The sequence below is a fragment of the Acetonema longum DSM 6540 genome, assembly GCF_000219125.1.
Classification (GTDB): domain Bacteria; phylum Bacillota; class Negativicutes; order Sporomusales; family Acetonemataceae; genus Acetonema; species Acetonema longum.
Genome location: NZ_AFGF01000011.1, coordinates 1 through 654, shown reverse-complemented (window position 1 = coordinate 654; position 654 = coordinate 1). Strand labels below are relative to the sequence as shown.

Here is a 654-nt window from a genome sequence, read left to right as displayed (position 1 = left end):
CCTGATCTCTTGAATCAAGAAGCGCTACAGCTTCGTCTAATAGAGGAGTAACTTGCTGCAGAAATGTGTCTTTAATAGTATCCTCTTCAATGTTTACTTCTGCTTCAAATTCTCGTTCAACTTCCTCATTATACTCGTTAATATATGATGAACAGACGTTCTTCCTGGTTTTTCTCATCATATCCACAACATAGTTGGAAGCAACTGTGCTAATCCAGCACTTAAAAGATGGTATTGTGGATGCCCTCACTGAGCTATCAGACAAAAATTTCTGCAATGCTACTATTACGCCATCTTCTATTAATGGCTCCAATTCTGATTTCCCGAACTTAACATTGAGTATTGGTAGAACTTTCAAAAAAACGATTTGCGCGAGTTCTTCAATGGCTTGTTCATTGCCAGATTTCGCGCGAATGAGTAACTCGTCGTCACGCAAGCATATTCATCTCCCCTTAGAAAGCATTTACATATATAGACGGATGAGAAATAAAATAGTGACATTCTTATATCATAATTTTTTACGTTTAATAAAATAACCTATTTTTTCGGCAACAGTGAAGAGTATACCCTTTTAAAGTTAAAAAAATCTCAACCACTATTCGGCTTAGACAATATTTCCGGACTTGCCATGAGTAGCCTCCCGATATTGTTCTG

The 654-nt window shown here is 37.0% G+C and carries 1 protein-coding gene; it reads right to left on the bottom strand.

Features of this window, described 5'->3' with window-relative positions; genetic code table 11:
* The coding region (locus ALO_RS00830) for an RNA polymerase sigma factor (RefSeq protein ID WP_004091803.1) at positions 1-436 on the bottom strand (436 nt) is incomplete at its 3' end.
* Between the last annotated feature and the right edge of the window lie 218 nt (positions 437-654).